Here is a 25489-nt window from a genome sequence, read left to right as displayed (position 1 = left end):
TTCCCTGTGAAAACGACCTAGAGCGACTCGGTGACGATCTCGACCTTGTCCGCATAGAAGGCCACCATCTCCTGGATGTCGGCCATCTGGACGAACGGGTCCTCATAGCTCCAGGCGGCATCCTCCACCTCGCCTTCCGGCGTGCGGACGGCATAGTAGCTCGCCCGGCCCTTATAGGGGCACCAGGAAGAGTGGTCGGTGCGCTGGACATATTCCGACACGACATCGCCGCGCGGAATGTAGAGAACCGGGGCGTGGTTGCTCTCGAAAAGCTCCAGCGCCTTCTCCGTCTTCGCAATCACATGGCCGTTAAAGCGCACTTCGACCTTGAGCCCCGCGGGCGCAAGCCGAATGAGATAATCGGGATTGCTTTCGTAACCCGAGTCGCGCGTGGCGCCGGAAACCAGTTGTCCCATAAAGAGCCTCCTTAGGGCATTTTCGGCGAAAATGGAGCCAGTTTCGCGGGTCGAAAATGCGGCAAATCAACGTTCTGGCGATTTTGCCCAAAGGTTTAAATGCGAAGCGCGCCCACCGCAACACCGCAGACCGCAACACTTCCTCAACCGCCCCTGCTTTAGCCTTGATCTTTGGAAGGAAAACATGGCTGAAGCATTACCCACCGATCACATTTCCGGGCCTGAGGAGGCGGTGAACCGCCGGTTGCATCGCCGTATCGCGACGCGGCTGGAGGGCCGGATCGTCTTCGCGGGCGTCGATTCGGAATGTTTGATCCATGAAATGTCGGCCAGCGGTGCCATTGTGGAGGTGACCCCGCTCCCCGCCCTCGGCGCCCGGATGGCGCTGGATGTCCCCGGCGTGGGCTTCGCTCGAGGGTTTACCGCCCGCCACACGGCAGACGGCCACGCCGTCGTCGCACTGGACATGCCGCCTGAAAAGCGCGACCGCGTGGTCGACCGGCTCATTCTGGCCGCTTTCAACAACCCGCCTCTTACCTGAGCGCCGCTCGGCCTCTAAACTCCCGCAAAACGCATCATCAGGGGAGACGCCAGCATGTCGAAATCAATGGACGGCAAGGTATCCATCGTCACCGGATCGGCCACGGGCCTCGGCGCGGCCGTAGCGCTGAAACTTGCCGAGCGCGGCAGCAAGGTCGTCATCAACTACACCAAGAGCGAAACCGAGGCGAAAGAGACGCAAAGCCAGTGCGAAAAGCTCGGCGTCGAAACGCTGCTGGCCCAGGGCGATGTCAGCAAGGACGAGGATTGCCGCCGCATCGTCGCCGAGACGGTCGCCAAATGGGGCCGCGTCGATGTGCTGGTGAACAATGCGGGCGGCACGAAATTCGCCGACCATGCCAAGCTCGAAGCGCTCAACGAGGAAGACTTCCTCTGGATCTACAAGGTGAATGTCGTCGGCGCCTACATGATGATCCGCGCCGCCGAGCCGCACATGAAGGAAATCGGCAAGGGCAAGGTGGTGAACATTTCTTCCATCGCCGGCGTGACCGGCGTCGGCTCCTCCATCGCCTATGCCGCCTCGAAAGGCGCGCTCAACACCATGACGCTGTCCCTCGCCCGGTCGCTGGCGCCGGAAATCCGCGTCAACGCCGTCTGCCCCGGCTTCATCGGCACGCGCTGGTTCTCCGAACGCTTCGGCCAGGAAACCTTCGACCGCATCGTGAAGCAGCAGGAAGAAACCATGCCGCTCCAGCGCGCAGGCATGGCGGAAGACATCGCCACCTCGGTGGTCTTCTTCTGCGACGAAGGCGGCGAGCACATCACCGGCGAAACGCTCATCACCGACGCAGGCATGCACCTCGGCTTCGCCCCGCTTGCGGCGCGCTAAATAACGGCACGGCAAAAAAGGCCCGAAGGACCGAATTCCCTGTCATTGCCGGGCTCTACCCGGCCAGGAACCCCAGCACCGCGTCCTTCGTGCTCTTGTCGCCCACCGCCTTCATATGGTCGCGGTCCGGCACGATGGCAGACACCGCCCCCGGTATGCGCTCGGCCAACGGCTCCGGCGCGCCGGCCTGATCGTCGTCCCCGCCCGCCACGACGAGCACGGGCCGTGCGATATTCTTCAGTCCGTTCACCGGAAAGGGCTGCCGCACCGCGCGCCAGCAGGCCGCCAGCGCCTCGCGGTCCTGCCCGTTCTGATCGGCAAAGGCGCGGAACATACGCCCCATCCGCGTCGTCACGGATTTGAGGCTGTCGGCGAGCAACGCATCGGCCACGCTGTCGGCCTCGCGTTCCGCAATCAGCAGATTGCTGCCCACGCCGGCCGCCGCCACATGGTCCACGCGCTCGGGATGGTTCATCGCCATGACGAGCGCCACCATCGCGCCCATGGAATAGCCGACGACATCGGCCCCCGGCTCGCCCAGATGGTCGAGCAGCGCCACGGCGTCCTCCGCCATCAGGGAGAGCGAATAGGCATCCTCGTCATGCGGCTTGTCGCTCCGCCCATGGCCCCGCCCGTCATACATGATGACGCGGTATCCCGCCCGGACGAGCGCTTTCACCCAGCCTGTATCCACCCAGTTCACCGCATGGGTGGAGCCGAAACCGTGGATCAGCAGCACCGGATGGCCCTGCCCCTCCACCCGATAGGCCAGTTTCAGCCCGTCCGAGACGAATTTCTCCATGACCGAATTCCCTTACGCGAAACGAGGCTGCAGTCTAGCCAGTCAGCGCTTTGAATGTCTCCCGGCTGGCGCTACCCTTTGATGAAATTTCGGAGGAAAAAATGACCGACGCCGCCAAGCTGAAAGCCAAACTCTGCGACATGATCGACGCCATGGCGCCCGAACTGATCGAGGTGAGCCACGCGATCCACGCTAAGCCCGAGCTTGCCTTTCACGAGCATGAGGCGGCGCGCATCCTGACGGCGAAGCTCGAAGAAGCGGATATGCCGGTGGCGCGCGCGGCCTATGGGCTCGAAACCGCCTTTGCGAGCGAGTTCGGCCCCGAGGGCAAACCGGAAGTCGCGATCCTGTCGGAATATGATGCGCTCCCCGGCATCGGCCATGCCTGCGGCCACAACATCATCGCCACGACGGGCCTCGGCGCCTCCATGGCGCTTTCCAGGCTCAATGGCGAACTGCCGGGCCGCGTGCGCTATCTCGGCACCCCGGCGGAAGAAATGGGCGGCGGCAAGGAACTGATGGCGCGCGAAGGCGCCTTCGAAGGCGTCGATGCCGCCATGATGGTCCACCCCGCGGGCGTCGACCTCATCACCATGCCCTGCATCTGCATCTCTGAAGTGGCTGTCACCTTCCACGGCCGCTCCGCCCATGCCTCCGCCATGCCGCATGCGGGCCTGAACGCGCTCGACGCGCTCATCACCTCCTACCAGACAATCGCGCAGCTTCGTCAGCACATCAATCCGACCGAGCGCATTCACGGCGTCATCAGAAAGGGCGGCGATGCACCCAACATCGTACCGGACCACACCGAAGCGCTTTTCTATGTCCGCGCGGCGAATGCCGAAGACCTCGCCCCGCTGAAAAAGCGCGTGGAAGCCTGCTTCCAGGCCGGCGCCATGGCCTCGGGCTGCACCGCGGACATCAAATGGGCGAAGGCCGACTATCTCGACCTCAAGACTTCCATGCCGCTTGCAAAATCCTATGAAGAGAACATGACCTCGCTGGGCCGGGAGTTCTTCCCGCTCGAAAAGATGCCGTCGGGTTCCTCCGGCAGCACGGATATGGGCAATGTCAGCCACCGCGTGCCGTCGATCCATCCCATGATCTGCTCCGCGCCGATGCATGTGGTGATCCACAATCCGGAATTCGCGGTCTGGGCCGCCTCCGATCTCGGCGACAAAGCCTGTATCGACGGCGCCAAGGCGCTCGCCATGACGGCCATCGACTATCTGACGGACGAGAAGATGCGGACAAGCGCAGCCGAAGAGTTTGCCCGCTCCAGGGACAGCTCCGCCCGCTCCGTCGCCGCCGCCTACAACCCCGAGGGCGAGGCCAATCTCGGCGGGTGCGGCTGCTGCTGAACCGGCGCGCCCCCCTTCCTATTCGAAGGGCGGGTGCTGTTCCGATTCCATTTCCTCGACCACGCGCTCGTCGAGCTTCGCGCGCAATGCCCGCTGCTCCTCGAGCCCGATGGGGAAACGCCACATCACCAGCACCACAAGCGCGTTGCAAATGACCGGGATCGCGACGAAGACATAGGACAGCGCCTCGACGCCCTCGCCCGAAGTGCCCGCCCCGTCTGGATTGAAGCCCAGCGCGGCAAGCGTCCAGAAGACGACACCCACGGCAATCGCACCGCCCACCTTCTGCGTCAGCGTCAGCAGCGAATAGAACAGACCGGAGCGGCGATGCCCCGTTTCCAACTCGTCGAGGTCGGAGACATCCGCCATGATCGACCGGTAAAGCGTCGCCGTCGTCCCCACATTGAGGCCGAGGAACAGGAGAACGATAGCGGCCACGACAACATTGCCATGAGGAATGAGGAAGATCACCGCGGGGAAGAAGGTGTTGAAGAGCGCCGCCCCCACCACGGTACGATGCTTGCCGATGCGATAGCTGAAAGCCAGCACCACGGGAATGAACAGCAGACCGCCGAAAAAATAGAGCAGCAGAAGCAGGCTCTGCGCGTCCTTCACACCCCAGACGAGATCGGACTCATAGAGATAGAGCGAGCCGAGCCCCGCCCCGGCAAAACCGCTCAGCAGGTCGGCCGCGAGCAGGCGGCGCAACGGCACATTCCGCGTCAGCGCGCGCAGCGCTTCGCGCACCGGAATCGACTTGACGCTCTTGCGCGCAGGTCGCTCATGCACCAGCCAGACATTGAGCAGCACCGCGAGCGGCAGCAGCAGGATGATGAACCAGCCCATCGAGTTGACGCGGGCGGATTCCATATTCGCCGCGCTGAACCTTTCGATCACGACCGGGATCGCCAGCACCAGCGGCACGCCGACCAGCGCGAAAGCCTCGCGGTAGCCCTGAATGCGCGAGCGTTCATTGTAGTCGTCTGAAAGTTCCGCCGCCCATGCCAGATGCGAAATCGTCAGCATGGTGTAGCCGATATAGAGAAAGAACATCCAGAAGACGAGATAGAAGGACGAGACCGGCGCAGAGGGAATGAACACCATATAGGCCGACAGCATCATCAGCGGGACGCAGAGCACCAGCCAGTGACGGCGCCGGCCCCAGCGCGAGGGAAACCTGTCGGACAGCACGCCCATCAACGGGTCGGTGACGACATCCCACATCCGCGCAAAGAAGAACACCGTGCCGACCGCGGCAAGTCCCAACCCCATTTCCTCGGCATAGAAATGCGGAAGGTAGACGCTGATCGGCAGACCGACCGCCGCGATGGGAATGGCAGGTCCGGAAAATGCCAGCAGCCTTGCCCATGACAATCGGCCCGAAGGTGCACTCTTTTCAGACATAGGAACCGTCTTCCTCCCTGCTTGTTTTGCGGCAGAGTATGCCTAAGCATCCCTTCGCGGGGAAGCAGCATGTCCGCTGCGGCGGCGTCGAATGTTCGAACACTGTTCGAATACTTGCCGCTTGCAGGTACGCCCCGGAGCAGAACGGTTTCAGCTATTGGGAAAATCCGGCATTGATGCAATTTGCGCCTTTGCATCGCCCAGTCGGCGATACGCCCTGCCGGAAATCCAGGCGCTCACTCCCAGCCGGTCAGGAAGTCGATCACCATGCCCTTGCACATCGGATTGGCGAGCAGGAACATGTGATCGGTCCCGGGTACGATCTCCGCCTTCGCGCGCGGCATGACGGCGGCAAGCTCCGCCGGATCGCCCGCCAGATCGTCCCGCGCGCCGGCGATCACCAGCACGTCGTTCGCGATGGAGGCAAAATCGACCTCTTGCCCGCTTCCCGACGCCTTCATGCAGGCGGCAAGCGCCAGCCTGTCCTGCTCCAGATGTTCGGCATAAAGACGAAATCCCTTCGCCGTCGGATCGTCAATGCTCTCCGGATCGTCCGTCGTCAGCGCCTCGACCACTTTCTCGCTCCAGCCGGACCCGCGCGGCGCCAGCATCTTGCCGCCCACGCCCGCCAGCACCACCTTGTCGAAGCGGTCGCCATATTGCGACGCCAGCCGCATCGCAAGCCCCGCCCCCATGGAAAACCCCATGAGATCGGCCTTCTGAATGCCGAGTTCGTCCATCACGGCGACGACGTCTTCAACGAGCTTCCCGCCCGCATAAGCAGCTTCCTCATGCGGATGCCCGCTCTTGCCATGTCCGCGCAAATCGATCGCGACGACCTGCCGCCCGGTGCGCGTCAATGCCTGCACCCAGCCCGTGCGGCCCCAATTGTCCGCCGCGGTGGAGGCAAAGCCGTGCAGGAGGATCATGGGGATCCCCTCGCCTTCGACCTCATAGGCAATGTCGACGCCCTCGACATTCACGACCGGCATGAGCTTCCCCCCGGATCAGTCTGCGGACACATTGCTCGATTGCGGATCGGACGGCTGCAATGTCCGCGAGGACAAGCCCGCCGCAGCGACATCGATAGCCCGGATTTCAATGATCCGCCGGTTTTCGCGCTGAACCTTTTCATCCAGCGGAAAGCGCCAGAGCAGCCAGGCCACGACCGCAGTGATGAAAACCACCGGCCAGACATAGATGGCCCGCAGCGCATCGAGCGTCCATTGGCTGTTGTCGCCCAACGGCACGAAGCCGATCAGGTCGAGCGCCCAGTAGGAAACGCCGATGGCAATGGCGGCGCCCACCTTGTTGGTGCTGGTCAGCAGCGAATAGAAAAGCCCGGTGCGCTGCTGATGGGTCTGCACTTCGTCATGATCGGCCACATCCGCCATGATCGCACGGAAGAGGAACGCCCCCGCCGCCATATTGACGCCCAGCAGCACCCATGTCGCGAGCGCGATCAGAGGCTGTCCGGGCGGAATGAACAGAATGGCCGGCACCGTCACCGTGTTGAAGAGCGAGGAGATCGCCGCCGCGCGATGTTTGCCCACTTTCCGGCTGAGCCACAGCACGGCGGGCACGAAGCAGAGACCGGAAATGAAATAGCAAAGCAGCAGCGCGCTGGTGAAGGAGCCGAGTTGCAGCACGTCGCGCGCCAGAAAGATGAAAAGGCTCGCCACGATGCCGCCCGAGATACCGGAAATGAGATCGGCAAACAGCACCGTGCGCAGCGGCATGTTTCGAAGGACGACCTGAACCGCCTCGCGGAAGGGCACATGCTTGGGCGGCGGCGTCTTGCGTTCGGGCAGGGAAAGAACGGCAATCAGCACGGTGATGGGCAGCAGGATGAGCACGAACCAGCCCATCGCCTCCACCCGCATCGCATTGCGCACCCCCTCGTCGACATCGGCCATCTGCTCGATGAAGATCGGCATGGCGAGAACCAGCACCATACCGCCCACAAGAGCTACCTCTCGCGCGCCCTGCACGCGGGAACGCTCGTGATAGTCGCCATGCAGCTCCGCGCCCCAGGACATGTGCGAGATGGTGAGCAACGTCCAGCCCACATACATGATGAAGAGCCAGGTGATGAGATAGGTGGCCGACACGCCCGCGGGCGGCATGAAGATCATCACCACCGACACCATCATGATCGGCACCGACAGCACGATCCAGTGGCGCCGCCGGCCCCACCGCGTCTCGAAACGGTCGGAAAGAATGCCAAGCACCGGATCGGTGAAAACGTCCCAGAAGCGGGCGAACATGAAAAGCGAGCCCACGACCCCCGTACCGAGGCCCAGTTCGGCATAAAAGGGCGGCAGATAGACCACCAGCGGCAGTCCCATCGCCGAAATCGGGATCGCCGGTATGGCAAAGGCCAGAAGCTGCCATTTGGAAAGTGACGTCTCGCCGGACGCTGTCCGCTTCGTTCCCGCTTCATGCGGCATTCGCAAATCTCCTCCCGCCTTGGCGGTGTCTCCATGCCCCGTCTTGAGCGCGGAGATTATGAGGGAGAGGCCGCCTCGCGCCAAGCAGAACAGGAACCAGCTTTGCGAAGTTTTTCGTTGCGGAACAAAGCCTTGGCGAGGGGCTATTATTTTGCGGCGGCAGCCATTAGTTTAGCCCCGCTGCCGGGCGGTCTCCGGCGGCAAGCACCCGGTAACGAGCAAAACGGAAGAGCGGCTCATGGCTTCCACAGGCGCCCCAAAATTCGCGAACGACGCAGGCTTGCGGGAAATCCGCATCGGCGTGAAGGAATTCGAATGCATGGGGGCACGCCCGCCGCATGACCACCCCCATGTCTATCTGGATATGGGCCGCGAGACGGAAATCATCTGCCCCTATTGCTCGACCCTCTACAAATTCGACGAGACGCTGGGAGCCGACCGGTCCGAACCGGCCGATGCCCTCGTCCCGGACAGCGAATTCGCCTGATCCGGCCCTGATGCGCGGTAACCGGGGGAGGAAACCGGCTAGTCGCGCGGCAGATAGGTCAGAAACCAGCGCAGCGCATGCTGCATCACCTGCTCCATCGCGCCCGGCTCCTCGAACAGGTGCCCTGCCCCCGGTACGATCACGATTTCTTTGGTCCCGCGCAGAGCCTTCAAGGCGCGCCGATTGAGGTCAACCACCTCCCCGTCGCGAGCGCCAGCCAAGAGAAGCACCGGCGAGCGCACATGCATGAGCATCGGCTCTGCGACATCGGGCCGTCCGCCGCGCGATACCACCGCAGCGACATGGTTTCCCGGTTTCGCCGCCGCAACCAGCGCCGCCGCCGCACCGGTACTGGCGCCAAAATAGCCGATGGCAAGCCCCTGGAGCTCCGGCTGCGCTTCGGCCCAGCTCGTAGCACCGACCAGCCGTCCGGCCAGCAGCACCACATCGAACACGTTCCGCCGATCCGCCGCTTCGCGCGGCGTCAGAAGATCCAGCAGCAACGTCGCCAGCCCGCGGCTTTGCAATTCTTCGGCGACACGCATATTGCGCGGGCTCAGCCGGCTACTGCCGCTGCCATGCGCGAAGATGACGAGGCCCTTCGCGTCCATGGGCACATTGAGTATGCCCTTCAGCTTTTGCGACCCGACGTCGACCTCTCTGGCAGGAACGATCTTGCCCATCGGCATCACGCCCCGACCGGACAGATACCGGCCGCCCCATGCGGACGGTCGGCCCGCGGCATGGCTGTCTGTCTGGTCCAACAGGCTTGTCTGTGTTCTTGCGTCGTCCGGCAGGGCACGGGCCGTTTCCTCCTCCGGTAATACCGGTAATAACCGTGAGAAAACTATCCCGCGCCGGATGGGCGAAAGCCTTGATGCCGCTCAAATTATGGGAGGGGGACGTGACGCAACCCCTGCGCAGATTGCCGCACGCGGGAGTTGGCCGGACCTAAAGTGCCCGTGTCTCCGCTTGCTCGCTTCGCAACAATGTCTGCGCCAGGGCCAGCGCCTGGTCCCTGGTGGCAACCATGAGCATGGGATAGCCCCAGAATTTCTCATACACCGAGGCGAACGCTTTGGTCGCCAGCCGCTTGGCGGCACTCGGCTCGACGTAGACCCCCGCTTTGATGAAGGCTCTCAATTCGCTCTTGTGGCGTTTCATCCAAAGCACCGTTTGCTTCTTTTCTTCCGGCGAATGTTCGTGATCGCCTTTATCAAGTCCCTCGTCATTGAGCAGAACAAAGACTTCCTTGCGGGCGAGCAACGCCTCGAACTCGGCAAAAGGCGAAGCTTCGGGATCGGCGCCCGGCGCGTTGAATCGTATCCACACGAGAGGGAACTGCGAGGCGTCAATCAACATGCCGACACTCCTTCGGACCATAAGGAAAAATCGCCGGCTGCCGTGCCCCGTCGGAAAAAGGACCTATCCCGGTCGGGAGGAGCCATGCTCCGAGCGAGCAGAACGGCCAGCATTTAGCCTCAGAGTACCGATGGAATGGCTGGACGACATTGCACAACTTGGACATAATATTTTGCAATCAGGCCAAAACGCCTCATCTTCGATCCGAGGTTCAGCACGTACCATGTCGAGCGTTGCCATTACCGATCTCACTGTCACCGGGGACGTCGACAACGTCCCCCGGCCCGTTGTTGCCCTGAGTGCCACATCGGTAACAAGTGACTGGGAACATGCGAGGCATCAGCACCACAAGGCGCAACTGCTTTACTCCGTCCGCGGCATCATCAATTGCGAAATCGAAGATGGCGTGTGGATCGTGCCGCCGCAATGCGCTGTATGGATACCGGGAGACCTGCCCCACTCGGCCCGGGGATCGGGTAACACGGAATGTTATTGCCTGTTCGTGGAGCCTGATGCCGCACCGGATCTCCCGAAAACCTGCTGCACGATTTCGGTATCGCCACTGCTGCGCGAGTTGCTTCTGAAAGTGGCGGGGTTTCCCAAGCTATATGCGCCGGGGAGCCGGGAAGATCGGCTGATTGCCGCCTTGCTGGATGAGTTGGCGGCGGCTCCGGTGGAAGACCTGCATTTGCCGATGCCGCATGATCCACGATTGCGCCGCCTTGCGGAAATGCTGTTGGCCGACCCCGCAGACAAAACCTCGAAGGGCGATTGGGCGACCCGCATCGGTATGAGCGAGCGCAGCATGAGCCGGCTTTTGCTGCAGGAAATCGGCATGAGCTTCGGACGCTGGCGCCGGCAATTGCATGTGATCCTTGCGCTTCAACGCCTGACGAGGGGCGAAAGCGTGCAGACCGTGGCGTTGGAACTGGGTTACGAAAATGCCAGCGGCTTCGTCACCATGTTCCGCAAGGCGGTGGGCAAGCCTCCAGCGCGATATCTCTCGGAACGAATGACCGACGGAGAGCCCACGACCGTGCCGGGAATCGTGCTTTCCGATCAGACGGTCCTGGTTTGAGACCGGCTACTGTTCTCCCTTGCGGGGTTGCCGACATTCCGTACACGTCATGGTGATGGTATAGGCCGACTCCTTGTCGGGAGCGAAGCCTTCCTCATACGCCAACGACCGCAGGTGTTCACGCAACACCTCGTCTTCAATGAAAACCAGTCGCGCACCACAGTGACATCGCAGCGTGTCGTAGTGAGCGTCTGTCCCGTCCGGTTTGATGGTATAGAACCCGCGCCCATGTGCGCCTTCCGTGCGAACCAGCAAGCCGGCAACCCATAAATCCTTCAGCGCCCGATAGATCGAGGCAAGTGTGACGCTGTCGAGTTGCGTGCTGAGGATACGATACATCTGGCGGGCATCGAGACAGCTCGGCGCCGCCTCCTCCAGCGCGTTCAGGACGCTGGTCCGAGTGATCGTCGGTCGCAGTCGGCTCGCCGCCAATCGTCGTTCCTGAGAAGACATCGGCGATCCGGTTTCGGGACTGGCTGCTGTGCTGTGCTTGCTCATGTGTTTGCCTGACGGCAGGTTCTTGCTACCGAATGATGTAATCAGGTCAATGATCCGAGGTGGGTCATCGCGCGATTCCATATCCCTGCTCCCTGGCTATGCCGGCCCGCCTGTTGTTTGCGACAACGCGGAGCGGCGTGGCTAATGGATAGTCTCAAACATGTGCGCTCTGGTGGGGCCGCCACCGCACCGGCGCATGGCCGGTTTAGAGCGCGACATCGGGGGCCTCCGCAGTGGCAAGTTCGCGGGCGCGAGGGCTCTCCGCTGCCGCCCGGTGATCCTTGGCGACGAAGCTGTAGATGGTCGGCAGCACGAACAGCGTGAAGAAAGTGCCGACCAGCATGCCCATCACCACCACGATACCGATGGAAAAGCGGCTGGCCGAGCCCGCGCCATCGGCAAACAGCAGCGGCACCAGACCGGCGACCATCGCCGCGGTTGTCATCAGCACAGGCCGCATACGCACCGACGCGGCCTTCTCGATGGCCTCGATGCGGCTGAGGTTTTCGTGATGCTGAATATGATTGGCAAAGGTGACCATCAGGATGCCGTGCTTGGAGATCAGGCCAATCAGCGTGACCAGTCCGATCTGGGTGTAGATGTTGAGCGTCGCGTAGCCCAGCCACAGCGGCACCAGCGCGCCGAAGACCGCCAGCGGCACTGTCACCTGGATCACCAGCGGATCGCGCAGGCTCTCGAACTGCGCCGCCAGCACCAGGAAGATCACCACCAGCGCGAAGCCGAAGGACACCAGCAGGCGGTTGCCTTCCTGCACGAACTGGCGGCTGTCGCTGAGCCAGTCCACGCTGGTGCCCGGAGGCAGCGGCTGCGATTGCAGGAAGTTCACGGCCTCGCCCATGCTCACGCCCGGCGCGGGCAGCATTTCCAGCGTGGCTGAGTTCATCTGGTTGAACTGGGTAAGCTGGTTGGCCTGCGGACGCATCTCGACATGGGTCACGGTCGACAGCGGCACCAGCGCGCCGGAGGTCGTCTTGACGTAGAAGCGTCCGAGGTCTTCCGGCGTCATGCGCTCGCCGCCGCGCACCTGCGGAATCACGTCGTAGGAGCGGCCGTGGAAGTTGAAGCGATTGACATAGTTGTCGCCGACCAGCACCGCCAGCGTATCGGCGATGGACTGCATGGTAACGCCCATCTCGCGGGCCTTCGCATTGTCGATGGTGATATGCGCCTGCTGGCTGTCGTAGGAGAGGTCGTTCTGCACGTACAGGAACAGGCCGCTGGCATAGGCCGCCGCCTTGATCTTCTCTCCGGTCTCATAGAGCGTCTTGAAGTCGTCGGGCGAGCGCAGCACCATCTGCACCGGCAGGCCACCGCTGGAACCAGGCAGCGGGGGCAACTGCACCGCGGTCAAGGTCTCGCCGTCTATGGCGCCACCGGCCGCCTGGATCTGGCCCTGGATCTCGGTGGCCGACCGCTTGCGTTCCGACCAGTTCTTGAGGATTGCGCCGCCGATCATCATGTTCTGGCCACCGGCGGAGTCGCCGATATTCATGAAGCTGCTATCGAACTCCGGGATCGACTCGAACATCTTTTCGATCTGCTGGGCATAGCGAGCGCTATAGCCGACGCCTGCGTATTGCGGCGCTTTGGCGATGACCATGACGACGCCCTGATCCTCCGTTGGTGCGAGTTCGCGGCGGATGCCGATGAACAACACCACGATGGCGGCCAGCACGACCACGCCAACCAGCAATACCGCGCCGCGAGCCGCCAGCGTGTGGGCCAGCAAACGTCCATAGAAGGCCGTCAACCCTTCCATATAGTGTTCGACCAGCTTCGCCAGCCGTCCCTCGCCCTGCCTGGAACTGAGCAACATCGAACTCATCACCGGCGAGAGTGTCAGCGCGATAACGCCCGAGACGATGACCGAACCGGCCAGCGTGAAGGCAAACTCCTTGAACAATGCGCCGGTCAGCCCGCCCATCATGCCGATGGGCGCATAGACCGCCGCCAGCGTGATGGTCATGGCGATCACCGGCGCGACGATCTCGCGCGCGCCAAGCAATGCCGCCCGCACGGGCGTCAGCCCTTCCTCGATGTGACGATGGATGTTCTCCACCACCACGATGGCGTCGTCCACGACCAGGCCGATCGCCAGCACCATCGCCAGCAACGTCAACAGGTTGATCGAGAAGCCGCAGGCCAGCATCAGTGCCGCGGTGCCGATCAGCGACAGCGGGATGGTAACGACCGGAATGATGACCGCGCGGAACGTGCCGAGGAACAGGAAGATCACCACGATGACGATCACGACCGCTTCGATCAGCGTGTGCTTCACCTCCTTGATGGAGGCGTTGACGAAACGTGCAACGTCGTAATTGGGCGCCACCGTTAGCCCTGGCGGCGCCATGGCGCGAATCTTCGGCAGCAATTGGTTGGCCTGCCTGACGATTTTCAGCGGGTTTCCGTCGGGTGTGGGTTGGATGGCGACGAAGATCGCAGGTATGCCGGTAGCGAATGAGAGGTTGTTGTAGTTCTGGCCGCCAATCTCCACCGTGGCGACATCCGACAACCGCACCACACCGCCACCAGGGCTGGACTTGATGACCATATGACGGAAGTCGTCGACGCTGCGCAGATCGGTCGCGGCGCTGATGTTGGTGACGGTCAGCGCGCTCTTGAGTTGGCCCGGCGCAGCCTGCACGTTGTTGGCGCTCAGCGCGGCCGAGATATCACCGGCCGACAGCCCGTGAGCAGCCAACCGTACCGGGTCGATCCAGATGCGCATGGCCAGCGGCTGACCCCCATAGACGTCGGCCGAAGCCACCCCCGGAATGCTGGTGAACAGAGGCTGCGCCACCCGGGACACGAAATCCGTCACCTGCGGGATCGACAGGGTCTTGCTGTAGAAGGCGATGTACTGCACAGCGGTGCCGCCCTCGGTGGACATGCTGATGACCGGATCGGTGACGCCCGCCGGCAACCGGTACTTGACCTGTTGCACCTTGGCGAGAATTTCGGTCATCGTGCGGTCGGCTTTGGCGTTGAGCACCAGCCGCGCCTTGATCTCGCTCTTGCCCTGCGTGGTGGTCGAGCTGAGATATTCGATACCGCTGGCCGTGGCGATGGACTGCGCGATCGGCGCGGTGACGAAGCCCTCCATCACGTCCTGGGTCGCCCCCGGAAAACTGGTGCTGACCGTGATGGTGGCGTTTTCCAGATAAGGGTATTGCCGCACGGGCAGCAGGAATATGGCAGTGGCGCCCATCAGCAGGATCAACAGGCTGACGACCAGCGCCAGGATGGGTCGGCGGATGAAGATGTCGGTGAAATGCATGGCGCCGTCCTCTACTCTGCCCCGGCGGCGGGGGCGACCGCCGGGGCGACATGCGGTGCCGCGACGGCAGGCGCGGGCACATTGACCTTCACCGCCGCACCGGGCGGCAGCCTGTTCTGCCCCGCCGTCACAACGACGTCGCCGGGTTTGACACCCTGCGTCACCAGAACGTCGTCGCCGAGCCGGCGACCGGTAACGACCGGCACCGCGACCGCCCTGCCGATCCCGTGTGCATCGACACCTTGCACCAGCACCACACTGTCGCCGGAGGCCGAGGTCTGGATTGCCGTCAGCGGCAACACGATCGCGTCGCTGGTGGCGGGCAACATCAGCCGCGCTGTCACATACATGCCGGACCTCAATAGCCGGTCGGCATTGGGCAACAGCGCCTGCACGGCCACATTGCGGGTCTCGCTGTCGACACGCGGCTCAATGGTGCTGACCTTGGCGTTGAATACCCGGCCCGGCGCTGCATCTGCCGTCACCTGCACCGACGCGCCTAAAGTCAGCTTGGACAAATCCTGCTGAGGCAGCGTGAAATCGACGTAGAGCGGATCGAGCTGGGTCAACGTCGCAATCTCATCGCCGGCATTGAGATACTGGCCGGGATTGATGCGCCGGATGCCGAGCTGGCCGGAGAACGGTGCACGGATGGCCTTCTGCTGGATCCGCGCGTCCAGTTGTTGGACTGCCGCCACCGCCTGAGCGAGCTCCGCCTTGCGTTGTTCGAGCCGTTCACGCGGTCCCGCACCAGTGCGGGCCAGCTTCCGCGAGCGCCGGAGTTGCAACTGCGCGAAATCGGCTTTGGCCACCGCGGCTGCACGGTCCGCCTGTTCGGGGGCGTCGTAGAGCTGAACCAGCACGGTCCCCTTCTTCACGAACTGGCCCGCGTCGAAATTGATGGCGGTCACGCGCCCTGACGTATCGGGGGCCAGTTGCACTTCGCGCACAGCCTGCAAACTGCCAACGGCCTGCAACGCCTCGCCCACGCTGCGGGGTTCTACGCGGATCGTCGAGACGGGCACCGGCGGCATGGCGTGGTGTTCAGCGCCGCCGCTGCGGGCGGTGCGCCAGGCATAAAGCAGACCGAAGACCACGATGAGGCCGACAACGCTTATGGCAATGGGTTTGGCACGGGAGATCACGGCGGTGCTCATGCGTTCCTCCCGGCGATAACGGGGATTGAGGTGGCGCGTGATCGTCCGTGCGGGGCCGATCCACCAAGGCAAAATGAGTGCATAGGGGAATTTCCTCGGGAAGAACGGGGTACTCGTTCGGCCGGCCAGGCGCGTTGCGTCGAGGCATGGCAGACCACGATGAAATGCACCCTACCCGCGTGAACGCGCTTCTACATTGCGAAATCAAGTCAATTTATTTCGCAATACGGCCAAGAATTGGCGAGTGTGTTTGGCCTGACTGAATAACAATCTGGCCCACTTTCACCATCACGCCCATGCAGCTCCGGTGTTAAATGCAGCACCCAGATGCAAATGAGTATTATTATATGAATGATCTCGCGACGGCCGGAAAGCTCCGGTGGAAAATCGATATGCGCGCAATGCCCGCCGCCCATCCTCATCCGGACAGGCCGTACAAGGGCGTCATGAGGAGCGCGCCCCGCACTGTGCTTGGCTCGGCAGTTGCGGCGGCAATTTTCATGAGCGCGCAGGGCGCATTCGCCGCCGAACCAACGCAGACCCAAAACAAGGATGGGGAAGAAACGTCTCAGGAGGCGATAATCTCGCCGGCCATCTCCATCACGGCAGACCGCGTGGATGCGGCGACGACCGAGGGTACGGGGTCCTACACCACCGGCGAGACGGCAGCGGCGACCGGCCTGCCGCTGTCGCTGCGGGAAACACCGCAGTCGGTGACGGTCGTCACGCGTCAGCGCATGGACGACCAGAAACTGAACTCGGTGCAGGACGTACTGGACAATACCGCCGGCATCACGTCCTACCAGTCCGATAGCGAACGGACGAGCTTCTATTCGCGCGGTTTCCTGATCAACAACATTCAGTACGACGGCATACCCGCTGCCGTCGGCGACATCGTCAACGGAAGCGGCATCAGTTCTCTCGATACCGCGTTCTATGATCGTGTCGAAGTCGTGCGTGGCGCCTCCGGCTTGCTGACCGGCACCGGCAATCCCTCTGCCGCGATCAATCTGGTGCGCAAACGGCCGACCCGTGATTTCTCGGCGTCCGCCTCGCTCGGTGCAGGGAGCTGGCACACCTACCGGGGCATGGCCGACATCTCCACGCCGCTGACCGGGAACGGCAGCATCCGCGCGCGCATGGTGGGAACCTATCGGGACGGACACTCCTACATCGACCGCTACAAGCCGGAGAGGAAAGGGTTCTACGGCATCGTCGAGGCGGATCTGACCGAGGACACGACGGTGAGCCTGGGCTACGACTACCAGGACATCACGCCGAAAGGCGCGACCTGGGGCGGCTTGCCGTTATGGTTCAGCGATGGCACGCAGGCGGAGTATTCCCGCTCCGAGAGCTACGCGCAGGACTGGAGCCGTTGGAACAACACGCTCAAGACGGCGTTTGCCGAAATCGAGCATCGTTTCGCCAATGGCTGGAACGTCCGCGCCGTGGCCAAACAGTACCGCACCAAATACGATACGGAGTTGCTCGGCCTGGTCGGCACCCCCGATCGCAGCACGGGACTGGGCACCTTTCCCAATGGAGCCTATCCGGTAGCACTGGCGGCCCGAGGGAACAGCCGTCAAAACACCTTCGATGTGATGGCCAGCGGCCCCTTCGAGTTGCTGGGCCGTCAGCATGATCTGGTGGTCGGGGCGATGAGTTCGCGCAGCACCGCCAGCAAGGAAGATATCGCGCCGTTCTATCCGGGCTTTATGCCGGTCAATGTCTATGACCTGAGCACGCCCTATCCCCGGCCCGACTTCAATGCCATGGCGTCGGTCCCGACGCACACCAGGATCAAGCAGAACGGCGTCTACAGCGCAGCCCGGTTTTCGCTGGCCGATCCTCTGACGCTCATCGTCGGCGGCCGCTTGAGCAACTACGAAATCGACGAGACCGTCGGCGGAACGCATTTCCACTACAAGAAGAAAAGCGAATTCACCCCGTATGCCGGTTTGATCTACGACATCGACGAGACCTACTCGGCCTATGTCAGCTACACCGGCATCTTCAACCCGCAGACCGCCTATCGGGACAGCAACGGCAATGTGCTCACGCCGTCCAAGGGGAAAACCAGGGAAATCGGCCTGAAGGGCGAGTATCTCGACGGACGTCTGAATGCATCGGTCGCCTTGTTCGAGACCGACCTGGACAACGCGGCACAGATCGTCGCCGGAAGCTATACGCCGGGCGGTGCCCAGGCCTACAAAGCCGTCGATGGCACGAAGTCGCGCGGGGTCGAGCTGGACCTGCAGGGCGAGTTGGCGCGTGGCTGGAACGTCTACGCAGGTGTCGCCCACTTCACGGCGGAAGATGGCGACGACGTCCGCTTGAATTCGCAAATACCGCGCACCACGGCCCAGCTATTCACCACCTACCAATTGCCGGGAGAGTGGAGAAAATTGACGCTGGGTGGCGGCGTCAAATGGCAAAGCCGCTTCTACCAGTCCGCCAACACCGGCACCAGTACGCGGGGCGGGGAGCAGAGTCCTTATGGCCTGGTGTCACTGATGGGACGTTACGCCATCACGGAGACGACCGACGTGACAGTCAATGTCGACAACTTGCTCGACAAGAAGTACGCGCTACAGAAGGGCGACTTCGACACCGTGAGTTACGGCGCGCCGCGCAACGTGATGGTGACGCTGAACTACAAATTGTGAGTGTGCCCGCTTAGCGCACGCCTGCGTCTTGTCTGCGCCGGGGCACCGCCCCCGCGCAGCTTGGCCGGCCATTACCTGTGCCAGCGAGCGGACCTGTTCGACGACCTGTGCTTGGGGTTGCCCTTCCGTAAACCAATAAGCTGCCGGAGCGGTAGCCATTCTGGTTTACGGGACACAGCCGCACTGGGTGATCGTTTGGGAGTTGGTGCGGACGGCGGGACTCGAACCCGCATTCGGTTGCCCGAGAGGGATTTTAAGTCCCTTGTGTCTACCAGTTCCACCACGTCCGCTGATCCGGCCGGGAGCCGGGTGGTCCGAATCCCCCGGAAGGGCCGGAAGGACATGATATGCCCGTGTCCCGCCGCTCACGCAAACCCCCAAAAGAAAAACGGCGGCCACCCTTTCGGATGACCGCCGCTTGAAACCCGTTCGGGCTGTCGGAGAAATTACTTCTCCAGGCCCTGCCAGACCGGCCAGCAGGTGTCGCCCACCTTCGCGGCGAGAGCGGCCTGTGCTTCCTTGGCATTGGCGCCCTGTTCCGACTGTTCGCTGTCGGCCTTGCCCGTGCACCACACATAGAACTTGTGCGTGCCCGACTTCGACAGCGCGTCGAAGCTGGAATCAAGCGCAAAGCTCGGCGTCGCACCGATCATCGCGATACCGGCAGCCATACCCAGAATGGCAATGGTCTTCTTCATATTCGTTTCTCCCTCCGGGCCAACACGACCCTTATTGTCCACTTTGGCCACCATTGGCGGCCTTGCTTTCCGGTTCTCAATCCACTCCCAGAAAATGCCTGGAAAGAGGAGCTTTCCCCCACTCTCATTCCCGCCCCGGTGGGCGAACAAGGAGCTTTTAATGACCGGAACAATAAATGTTTCCAGCCGGATTGTATCGCGGCACTTGGCGAAAAACCCTGAAAGTTTCGTAATGTGCCCGCCCCATGTCGCATATCTGCAACAAGATTTTCCCGCAAGCCCCTGAAATATAACGAACAAAGTCAGGTCTTTTCGCCCTCCACGGCGCTCACGCCGAGCTGCGCGAACATCTGCGCAACATCCGTCGCCGCCCGCTCCAGCGCCGACGAATCGACCGACCGCATGACGATGCTCGTGCCGAATTCCCGACCGCGATAGTAGGGATAGCTCCCGATGGAGACATCCGCATGCCGGGACTGGATCTCGCCCAGCTTCTCCGCAATCGTCCCTTCCCCGATCGAGGCGGTGAGCGAGCGGCTCAACATGCTGGCGCCGCCTTCTAGCCGCGGAAGCAGGCTGTCCAGCATGACATGCATGACCATGGGCACCCCGGCCATCACGAACACATTGCCGATCTGGAAGCCCGGCGCCTTGCTGAGCGGATTGGCGATCATGCTGGCGCCCTGCGGCAGCCGGGCCATGCGCTGGCGCGCCGGCGTAAAATCGCCTCCCGTTTCCGCGTAATGCGCCTGCAACAGCGCCATCGCGTCCGGATCGGGCCCGATGGGAACGTCGAAGGCCTTGGCCACCGCATCGGCCGTAATGTCGTCATGCGTCGGGCCGATGCCGCCCGTGGTCAGCACATAATCGTATTTCGCGCGCACCTCGTTCACCGTGGCGACGATTTCCGCCTCGATATCGGGGATGACGCGCGCCTCGCGGACCTGGATGCCGATCTGGTTCAGCTGATGCGCGATATGGGAGAGGTTCGAATCCTTCGTCCGCCCTGAAAGGATTTCGTCTCCGATCAGCAATACGCAGGCAGTGACTGTCTTTTTGCCCTGCCCTTCGCCGGTCCCGCTCATTCTCGCACCTGTCCGTTTGCTCTGCGCCGCAAGATAAGCCCGCCGGACCGTCCACACAAATCCCGCCTGCACAAACGGAGGGCGAATGGAGCCGACGAATGGGGGGTAGGCCCGGACGCTTCGAACCACTATGTTAGGGAAAAGGCGCCGGTTTGCGGCTGCCGATCCTTGTCACCGCACATATCCGGTCATAATGAGCTACGCCGAAGACACAGAGAGCCCTGTCCAGCACAAGGGCATTCCCATCCACGGGCCCGAGGATTTCGAGGGCATGCGGAAGGCCGGGCAGCTTTCCGCCTCCGCGCTCGACATGCTGGCGGATGAGGTGAAACCCGGCGTCACCACCGCCTATTTGGACAAGCTCGTCTATGACTACGGCATGGACCACGGCGCCATTCCGGCGACGCTCGGCTATCGCGGCTTCCGCCATTCCAGCTGCACCTCGCTCAACCATGTCGTCTGCCACGGCATTCCGGGCGACCGCGCGCTGCGCGACGGCGACATTCTGAATATCGACATCACCTACATCCTCGACGGCTGGCACGGCGATACGAACCGCATGTATTTCGCGGGCGAGGTCTCCCGCAAGGCCGAGCGCCTGACGCAGATCACCTATGAGGCGATGATGCGCGGCATCGAGGTGGTGAAGCCCGGCGCCACGCTGGGCGATATCGGCGCGGCCATTCAGGAGTATGCCGAAGGCGAACGCTTCTCCGTGGTGCGCGAGTTCTGCGGCCACGGTTTGGGCCGCGTCTTCCACGATCTGCCCAACGTGCTTCACTATGGCCGCCCCGGTCAGGGCGCGGCGCTGAAGCAGGGCATGTTCTTCACCATCGAACCGATGATCAATGCCGGCAAGCCCGGCGTGAAGATCCTGTCGGACGGCTGGACCGCGGTCACGCGCGACCGCTCGCTTTCCGCCCAGTTCGAGCATTCCATCGGCGTGACGGAGACCGGCTACGAGATTTTCACCAAATCGCCTGCCGGGTTCGACTGCCCGCCCTATCGCAAATAGGGCGGCATTGTCCGGGGGGACCAGCGGGAAGCACGACGAGAAGCCGCATTACGCCGGCCACCGAGAGCGCTTGCGTGAGCGCTTCCTGACCGCCCCCGACGCCCTCCCCGATTATGAGCTGCTGGAACTCATCCTCTTCCGCGCCGTTCCCCGCCGCGACGTGAAACCGCTGGCCAAGGAACTCATCGCCCGTTTCGGCGGCTTCTCCGAAGTGCTCTCCGCCGAGCCGGACCGGTTACGCGAAGTGAACGGCGTCAAGGATGCCATCGTCACCGAATTGCGTATCGCGCGCGAAGCAGGCCTGCGCCTGTCGCGCGCCACGGTGATCGAGAAGGAAGTCATCTCCTCCTGGCAGGAGCTGCTCGACTATTGCTCCGCCTCCATGGCGCACAATCCGACCGAGCAGTTCCGCATCCTCTTTCTCGACCGCAAGAACGTGCTGATTGCAGATGAAGTGCAGCAGAAGGGAACCGTCGACCACACGCCCGTTTATCCGCGCGAGGTGGTGAAACGCGCGCTGGAACTCAACGCCTCCGCCCTCATCCTCGTCCACAATCATCCCACTCGCTCTTTTTCGATCCCGGTGAGTCACGCATATACCCATTGAATCAATTGATGTTTTCGACTTGTCGTACTGCCGGATAGCATGGCATATTGGGGTCGGTTTCAAGGGGATCGGATACCCTTTTGACCCCAGTCGCCGACCCCACAAACCCGTTCGGCGACCCCACTTGCAAGCCGATGGGAGATCCTAGTGCCAAGCCTTACAGATGGAGAGATACGCCGCGCCCTCAAACAGGTTGAGCAAACCGGGAAACAGCTAAGCCTCGTCGATGGAGACGGGCACGGCACCGGCCGCCTCGTCCTCGTCATGAAGCCGATGCCGACCCGCGTCACCGCGGATTGGATGGCGCAGCAATGGCGCGACAAAAGGCGGACCAAGAAGAAGCTCGGGTCCTATCCCGCAATGACGCTGAGCAAGGCGCGAGAGGTGTTCAAGCGCGACTTTGCCGACCTGATCCAGAAAGGCCGCAGCATCAAGATTGCCGGCGACACTCGCCCTGGTACGGTGGCCGATCTTTTCGAGGCCTATGTCACGTACCTGAAGGGAGCAGGTAAGCCATCGTGGAAAGAGGCGGAAAAAGGCCTTAACAAGATCGCTGACACTCTCGGGCGCAATCGCCCTGCTCGCGAAATCGAACCTGCAGAGATCATCGAACTGATCCGCCCGATCTACGAGCGCGGAAAGCGGTCAATGGCAGACCATGTGCGAAGCTACATCCGGTCCGCCTACAGTTGGGGCATGAAATCCGAACATGATTATCGCACGGCCTCGTCGCGTCGCTTTCGCCTTGTCTACAATCCGGCCGCTGGCATCCCGACAGAGCCGAAGAGCGTCGGCACTCGCTGGCTTGATGAGGAAGAATTCGTTCGGCTCTATCGCTGGCTCGAGTGCCCCGACACGCCGGTCCATCCACCCTATACGCGCGCCGTCAGGATTCTCATGCTAACCGGCCAGCGCGTCCAGGAAATTGCTCGGCTACATGTGGATCAATGGGACGCCAAAGAACGCATCATTGACTGGTCGAAGACCAAGAACGGAAAGCCCCACGCTATACCGGTGCCGGAGATCGCCGCGGAACTCATTGAGTCTATCAAACCCAACGCGCATGGCTGGTTCTTCCCTTCAGCGACGGACCCATCCAAACCCGTGAGCCACGGGACGCTATACTCGTTCATGTGGCGTCAGCGGGAGCGTGAAGTAATCCCTGTCGTGACAAACCGTGACCTGCGACGAACCTGGAAGACCCTCGCCGGGAAGGCCGGCCTTTCGAAAGAAATCCGCGATCGTTTGCAAAATCACACGCTGCAGGACGTTAGCTCCAAGAGCTACGATCGCTGGAACTACATGCCCGAGAAGCGAGCGGCGATGAAGAAGTGGAACACTTTCGTGCGCGCCCTCCTGGCGAAGAAGAGCCGCCGGAATGCCATGAAGGAAGCGGCGTGAGCTGGAGAATTGTGCTTGGCGCTGCCCCACTTGCCCTCCTCGTTTTGGCGACCCCCGCGAAGGCCGATCCTTGCGAAGGCCGCCTGCCGGGTCGTCCCGGCGTCGAGTTCTCTGGCACAGTTCGATATGTCGGCGATGGCGACAGCCTCTGTGTGGGCCAAACAGCCAACCCGGAAGAATGGATCGAGGTTCGGATCGCCGACTTCGACGCCCCGGAACTTCATAGGCTGGGTGGTGAAGCGGCCAAGGCTGCGCTCGCTAGACTGGCCCTTAGCCAGCCTGTCGTTTGTACGACCGAACGAGGTCGCAGTGGCCGCGTCATTTCCTTCGACCGCGTGATCGCTGTTTGCCGGATCGGCTCCACAAGTATCGGAGACCTGCTCCGTCGGGCTGGTGTTGACGAGGGTGGGAACTGACGACGACCGACCGAGGGTGGACTATCGTCGGTGACTGGCCAAAGGCTCAAAGCCCCGGTCATGGCGCTGCCGACAGCACTAACCTGTCCGAAGATTGTAGCACCCTTCGGACGCCACTTGCCTTTGTCCGAAAAATGTATCATATTTCGGACATGGCGACCTCAGCACACGATAGTGACCTTCGCTCCCGGCTCCTCGCCCGGATCGCGTCCAGCCCGAACGAGGTCTGGACACCCGGCGATTTCGCCGATCTTGGCGGCCGCGCAGCAATCGACAAGACCCTGCAGCGCCTCGCCACTGCAGGCGATCTGCGCCGTATCGACCGCGGTCTCTACGATCAGCCCCGCAAGAATGAGCTGACCGGCCGCCCCACCGTGCCCGATTATCGCGCCGTCATCCGCGCCGTCACCCGCCGCGACCAGGCGCGCGCCGTGGTGGACGGTATGACCGCCGCCAACGATCTCGGCCTCACCACCGCCGTCCCGGCGCGCATCGAGGTGCTGGTCGACGCGCGTCTGAAGCCGATCAAGCTCGGTAGCCAAGAGATCCACTTCAAGCTCGCCGCGCCCAGCCGCCTCTATTGGGCCGGCCGGCCGGCGATGCGCGTCGTCCAGGCGCTGCACTGGATGCAGGACATGCTTGCGCAGGACGATGAGCGCGCCCGCGTCCGGGCCGCGCTGCGCCGCCTTTTCGCCGACCCGCAGCACGGGCAGGCGATCCGTGACGATCTTCGCGCCGGCCTCTCCGCGCTTCCGATCTGGATGCAGGAGTTCCTGCGAGACCTGCTTGGCGCAACCGATGCAGACGAGCGCCAGTCATGACCAATGCCGCATACAGGCAGGTCATCGCCGCGCCGCCGGGTGACCGGCTCGATCTGTTTCTCACCACCGCCAATCGGCTCGGCACACCGATCGGCAATGTCGAAAAGGATTTCTGGGTCTGCTGGACGCTGAATGCGCTCTATCATGAACGGCCCGTCGGCGGACCACGCCTGCTGTTCAAGGGCGGCACCTCGTTGTCGAAAGCTTATGGCCTGATCGAGCGCTTCTCCGAGGACATCGACGTCACCGTCTTCCGCGACGACCTCGACGAGCCCGCTTCGGTCGAGGAACTGGAGGCGCTGTCGAACAAGAAGCGCCGGGCCAGGCTCGATGCAATCCGGGACGCGTGCCGGACCTACATCACAGGCCCGCTCCACGAAATCCTCAGCGCGAAGCTCAGTGACGTCACCAATGGCGCCGGGCGGGTCGAGATCGACGAAGCCGATCCCGATGGTCAGACGTTGCTCGTCTGGTATCCCGAGGTCGAGCCACGCGACGGCGCCTATGTTCGACCGGTCGTGCGTATCGAGTCCGGCGCAAAATCGGCGCTGGATCCGAACCGCCCAGTCCCGATCAAACCCTATATCGCCGAGGAAGCCGCGGGACTGGACCTGACGGTCACCAATGTCACGACGATCGAAGCCACCCGCACCTTCTGGGACAAGGTCGTGATCGCCCACGGTTTGCGGCGCTGGTACGAGCGGCGCGGTGTTCTCCGGCAGGAAGGCCAGCGCGTATCGCGGCACTATTACGACCTACATTGCCTGCTCGGCTCGGAGGTCGGGAAAGCGGCGCTTGCGGACCCCAGCCTCGGCGCTGACTGCGTGCGCCATGCGCGCATGTTCTTCGACCGCCCAGACTATGATCTGGTCTCCGCCGCCCCAGGCTCGTTTGCCATCGTACCGGTCGGTGAGATGATTGATGCGCTTGGTCGTGATTATGCCAACACCACTGCCATGATCTTTGGCGCGGCTCCGGATTTTCCGGCGATTCTGGCTTCGGCCGAAGAAATCGAACGGATCACAAATTCGGGACATCAGACGCCTGACTAGACCAAGGAAAATGAACTAGGTTCGC

Annotated in this window: 23 protein-coding genes and 1 tRNA gene; 11 read left to right on the top strand and 13 right to left on the bottom strand. The window is 62.5% G+C overall.

Going from position 1 to position 25489, the window contains the following annotated elements:
• Positions 1-17: 17 nt before the first annotated feature.
• Positions 18-416 carry a DUF427 domain-containing protein gene (locus tag ACSSVQ_RS17375; protein ID WP_339614105.1) on the bottom strand — a complete coding sequence of 133 codons (399 nt, stop codon included), beginning with the start codon at positions 414-416 and terminating at the stop codon, positions 18-20.
• A 184-nt stretch (positions 417-600) separates the two neighbouring features.
• Here ACSSVQ_RS17375 and ACSSVQ_RS17370 point away from each other — a divergent pair, with 184 nt between their 5' ends.
• Positions 601-957 carry a hypothetical protein gene (locus tag ACSSVQ_RS17370; RefSeq protein ID WP_454184549.1) on the top strand — a complete coding sequence of 119 codons (357 nt, stop codon included), beginning with the start codon at positions 601-603 and terminating at the stop codon, positions 955-957.
• Positions 958-1011: 54 nt separating this feature from the next.
• Positions 1012-1806 carry an SDR family NAD(P)-dependent oxidoreductase gene (locus ACSSVQ_RS17365; protein ID WP_454184548.1) on the top strand — a complete coding sequence of 265 codons (795 nt, stop codon included), beginning with the start codon at positions 1012-1014 and terminating at the stop codon, positions 1804-1806.
• A gap of 55 nt (positions 1807-1861) precedes the next feature.
• On the opposite strand, the gene ACSSVQ_RS17360 is transcribed toward ACSSVQ_RS17365, so the two are convergent.
• Positions 1862-2608: an alpha/beta fold hydrolase gene (locus ACSSVQ_RS17360; protein WP_454184547.1), complete on the bottom strand. Its 747-nt coding sequence runs from the start codon at positions 2606-2608 to the stop codon at positions 1862-1864.
• Between the two features lie 101 nt (positions 2609-2709).
• Here ACSSVQ_RS17360 and ACSSVQ_RS17355 point away from each other — a divergent pair, with 101 nt between their 5' ends.
• Positions 2710-3969, top strand: coding sequence for a M20 family metallopeptidase (locus ACSSVQ_RS17355; protein ID WP_454184546.1), 1260 nt, complete (start codon positions 2710-2712; stop codon positions 3967-3969).
• Positions 3970-3987: 18 nt separating this feature from the next.
• On the opposite strand, the gene ACSSVQ_RS17350 is transcribed toward ACSSVQ_RS17355, so the two are convergent.
• The 3 genes from ACSSVQ_RS17350 to ACSSVQ_RS17340 form a co-directional block, all read right to left on the bottom strand.
• Positions 3988-5373, bottom strand: coding sequence for an MFS transporter (locus tag ACSSVQ_RS17350; protein WP_454184545.1), 1386 nt, complete (start codon positions 5371-5373; stop codon positions 3988-3990).
• Positions 5374-5609: 236 nt separating this feature from the next.
• Complete coding sequence (locus tag ACSSVQ_RS17345; protein WP_454184544.1) at positions 5610-6365, bottom strand: alpha/beta fold hydrolase; 756 nt, start codon at positions 6363-6365, stop codon at positions 5610-5612.
• Between the two features lie 15 nt (positions 6366-6380).
• Positions 6381-7823 (bottom strand): MFS transporter, encoded by a 1443-nt coding sequence (locus tag ACSSVQ_RS17340; RefSeq protein ID WP_293328554.1) that lies wholly within the window; start codon positions 7821-7823, stop codon positions 6381-6383.
• 238 nt (positions 7824-8061) lie between these two features.
• Here ACSSVQ_RS17340 and ACSSVQ_RS17335 point away from each other — a divergent pair, with 238 nt between their 5' ends.
• Positions 8062-8310: a zinc-finger domain-containing protein gene (locus tag ACSSVQ_RS17335; RefSeq protein WP_454184543.1), complete on the top strand. Its 249-nt coding sequence runs from the start codon at positions 8062-8064 to the stop codon at positions 8308-8310.
• Positions 8311-8348: 38 nt separating this feature from the next.
• Here ACSSVQ_RS17335 and ACSSVQ_RS17330 read toward each other — a convergent pair whose 3' ends face one another.
• Together ACSSVQ_RS17330 and ACSSVQ_RS17325 are read right to left on the bottom strand one after the other, a co-directional pair.
• Complete coding sequence (locus ACSSVQ_RS17330; protein ID WP_454184542.1) at positions 8349-9074, bottom strand: dienelactone hydrolase family protein; 726 nt, start codon at positions 9072-9074, stop codon at positions 8349-8351.
• Between the two features lie 187 nt (positions 9075-9261).
• Positions 9262-9672 carry a hypothetical protein gene (locus ACSSVQ_RS17325; protein WP_454184541.1) on the bottom strand — a complete coding sequence of 137 codons (411 nt, stop codon included), beginning with the start codon at positions 9670-9672 and terminating at the stop codon, positions 9262-9264.
• Between the two features lie 130 nt (positions 9673-9802).
• On the opposite strand from ACSSVQ_RS17325, the gene ACSSVQ_RS17320 reads away from it, so the two are divergent.
• Complete coding sequence (locus tag ACSSVQ_RS17320) at positions 9803-10750, top strand: AraC family transcriptional regulator (protein ID WP_454184540.1); 948 nt, start codon at positions 9803-9805, stop codon at positions 10748-10750.
• A 6-nt stretch (positions 10751-10756) separates the two neighbouring features.
• Here ACSSVQ_RS17320 and ACSSVQ_RS17315 read toward each other — a convergent pair whose 3' ends face one another.
• The 3 genes from ACSSVQ_RS17315 to ACSSVQ_RS17305 all read right to left on the bottom strand — a co-directional run bounded on the left by ACSSVQ_RS17315 (position 10757) and on the right by ACSSVQ_RS17305 (position 15703).
• Positions 10757-11329, bottom strand: coding sequence for a Fur family transcriptional regulator (locus ACSSVQ_RS17315; RefSeq protein ID WP_454184539.1), 573 nt, complete (start codon positions 11327-11329; stop codon positions 10757-10759).
• A 124-nt stretch (positions 11330-11453) separates the two neighbouring features.
• Positions 11454-14546 carry an efflux RND transporter permease subunit gene (locus ACSSVQ_RS17310; RefSeq protein WP_454184538.1) on the bottom strand — a complete coding sequence of 1031 codons (3093 nt, stop codon included), beginning with the start codon at positions 14544-14546 and terminating at the stop codon, positions 11454-11456.
• 11 nt (positions 14547-14557) lie between these two features.
• Positions 14558-15703 (bottom strand): efflux RND transporter periplasmic adaptor subunit, encoded by a 1146-nt coding sequence (locus tag ACSSVQ_RS17305; RefSeq protein WP_454184537.1) that lies wholly within the window; start codon positions 15701-15703, stop codon positions 14558-14560.
• A gap of 347 nt (positions 15704-16050) precedes the next feature.
• Between ACSSVQ_RS17305 and ACSSVQ_RS17300 the strand changes: the two genes are divergently transcribed.
• Positions 16051-18369, top strand: coding sequence for a TonB-dependent siderophore receptor (locus tag ACSSVQ_RS17300; protein WP_454184536.1), 2319 nt, complete (start codon positions 16051-16053; stop codon positions 18367-18369).
• Between the two features lie 203 nt (positions 18370-18572).
• Here ACSSVQ_RS17300 and ACSSVQ_RS17295 read toward each other — a convergent pair.
• The 3 genes from ACSSVQ_RS17295 to ACSSVQ_RS17285 form a co-directional block, all read right to left on the bottom strand.
• Positions 18573-18659: transfer RNA gene (locus ACSSVQ_RS17295), tRNA-Leu, on the bottom strand.
• Between the two features lie 156 nt (positions 18660-18815).
• Positions 18816-19067, bottom strand: coding sequence for a hypothetical protein (locus ACSSVQ_RS17290; protein ID WP_293325808.1), 252 nt, complete (start codon positions 19065-19067; stop codon positions 18816-18818).
• A gap of 302 nt (positions 19068-19369) precedes the next feature.
• Positions 19370-20152 (bottom strand): competence/damage-inducible protein A, encoded by a 783-nt coding sequence (locus ACSSVQ_RS17285; protein ID WP_454184535.1) that lies wholly within the window; start codon positions 20150-20152, stop codon positions 19370-19372.
• Positions 20153-20345: 193 nt separating this feature from the next.
• Here ACSSVQ_RS17285 and map point away from each other — a divergent pair, with 193 nt between their 5' ends.
• The 5 genes from map to ACSSVQ_RS17260 all read left to right on the top strand — a co-directional run bounded on the left by map (position 20346) and on the right by ACSSVQ_RS17260 (position 25464).
• The gene (gene map / locus ACSSVQ_RS17280) at positions 20346-21167 is read left to right on the top strand and encodes a type I methionyl aminopeptidase (protein ID WP_454184534.1); all 822 of its coding nucleotides are present in this window, start codon (positions 20346-20348) and stop codon (positions 21165-21167) included.
• Between the two features lie 7 nt (positions 21168-21174).
• Entirely contained in the window at positions 21175-21774 is a 600-nt protein-coding gene (locus tag ACSSVQ_RS17275) for a JAB domain-containing protein (protein ID WP_454184533.1), read from the top strand.
• Between the two features lie 147 nt (positions 21775-21921).
• Positions 21922-23175, top strand: coding sequence for a tyrosine-type recombinase/integrase (locus ACSSVQ_RS17270; protein WP_454184532.1), 1254 nt, complete (start codon positions 21922-21924; stop codon positions 23173-23175).
• A gap of 568 nt (positions 23176-23743) precedes the next feature.
• Entirely contained in the window at positions 23744-24412 is a 669-nt protein-coding gene (locus ACSSVQ_RS17265) for a DUF6088 family protein (protein WP_454184531.1), read from the top strand.
• Positions 24409-25464: a nucleotidyl transferase AbiEii/AbiGii toxin family protein gene (locus tag ACSSVQ_RS17260; protein WP_454184530.1), complete on the top strand. Its 1056-nt coding sequence runs from the start codon at positions 24409-24411 to the stop codon at positions 25462-25464. The genes ACSSVQ_RS17265 and ACSSVQ_RS17260 overlap by 4 nt, the downstream gene beginning before the upstream one ends.
• The last annotated feature ends 25 nt before the right edge of the window (positions 25465-25489 follow it).

Source organism: Parvibaculum sp. MBR-TMA-1.3b-4.2 (assembly GCF_053628815.1).
This window is presented reverse-complemented; position numbering and strand designations above follow the sequence as displayed.